The organism is Methanococcoides sp. NM1 (assembly GCF_900774285.1).
Taxonomy (GTDB): domain Archaea; phylum Halobacteriota; class Methanosarcinia; order Methanosarcinales; family Methanosarcinaceae; genus Methanococcoides; species Methanococcoides vulcani.
The window spans coordinates 1-1,282 of sequence record NZ_CAAGTW010000022.1; the positions used below are offsets into that span (position 1 = coordinate 1).

Annotated in this window: 1 protein-coding gene; it reads right to left on the minus strand. The window is 36.4% G+C overall.

The features are described 5' to 3' along the window. Window positions 1-50: 50 nt before the first annotated feature. Window positions 51-1,205, minus strand: a complete 1,155-nt coding sequence (locus E7X56_RS11570; protein ID WP_135606890.1) for an ISH3 family transposase — start codon at window positions 1,203-1,205, stop codon at window positions 51-53. Window positions 1,206-1,282 lie beyond the last annotated feature (77 nt).

Below are 1,282 nucleotides of genomic sequence, written 5' to 3' on the forward strand. Positions count from 1 at the left end.
TTCAGTAGTTCCCTAATTTTTTCTCATTTTTGTCTTAGCTCCACTATGTCTCACCTCAAACATTCCACCACTGTCTGAATCCTTAACTTTCTCCTCAGCCATTCCTCTATCAAGAGAATGAACCTATCGAACCTGAACTTATCCTCATCAATGGTAGGAGGACCTTGTTTTACTATCGTAAAATGCTTTTTCTGAAGATAGAGCCAGGTGTTTTTAAGCATGAATGATACCAATGCAAAAAAGTACCTGATTGTGACGTTTCTTGTAGAAGTTCTTGGTCTTACAATATTTCTCATCCTGTACGATGATTCAATAGCAAACCTTCTTCGATATACCGTGCTAACTTTTCGGGGAGGCCAATTTACTCCATAGACAACGAAACCAAGATTTTCGCACCCGTTTTTACCTCTTTTACCTTTCAGGTACTTGACATCAATAATAATATCCAGATGAATCTCCTTTTTCTCAGAATTCTTCATCGTGTATTGTACATTCCTAGCCTTTCTCCCGATAAGCATCTGCTTAATCTTCTTTCCTCTTCTTACAACAGGAGTAATATGGGGAATCTCCTTGTCTTGCAAGAACTCAAACACATCCACAGAATAGAACTCTCTGTCTAAACAAAGGACTTTGATCTTGAAATTCAGTTTTTTGATGCGATCAATGAAGTAACTGAGGTAATCTACCTTTGTTTTGTTCTTTTCTACTGGAAGAACTGATACCGTGAAACGCTCTTTTTTGTTTATGATGGAAAGGGAGACATATGAATAAAATGAGTTTGTTGACTTCTTAGCCTGACTGCGTATCACATAGTTCTCGTTAGACGAATCAGTTTTTCCATAATAAGGATCATTGGTAAAATCGATAGCGATCTCATATTTCTTCCCTTCTTTCAGGGTTTTTAGAGCTTTTTGAAGGAGAAGCTTTTCATTTATTCGAATAAGTTTATCGAGATCAAGTTTCTGAAGATGGTACCATATTGATGTTTCACATACAACATTTTGATAGTTTTTTGAGATAGAATGAACTGAACCATTGTCTACTCCCATACATACCGCAGTATGAAAAAGATCTTTGCAGGTAAGAGAACCATTGATCTTGATCCTAATGTTATCTATAAGTGGTTTTAGAACGGCGTCAATACATTCTTTTGATCTTAATTCAACTTTAGGAGTATGTCTGGAGTTGGAGGTTTGAATTGACATATGGCGGCGAATTCGCCGCATATATAGCTATCGAGTAACATTATTTCATACGGATACTAAAATTAGTGAAGTACTGA

Excerpts from the sequence above, each read along its gene's own strand:
- E7X56_RS11570 (WP_135606890.1), bottom strand. The coding sequence starts at position 1,205 with ATGTCAATTCAAACCTCCAACTCCAGACATACTCCTAAAGTTGAATTA.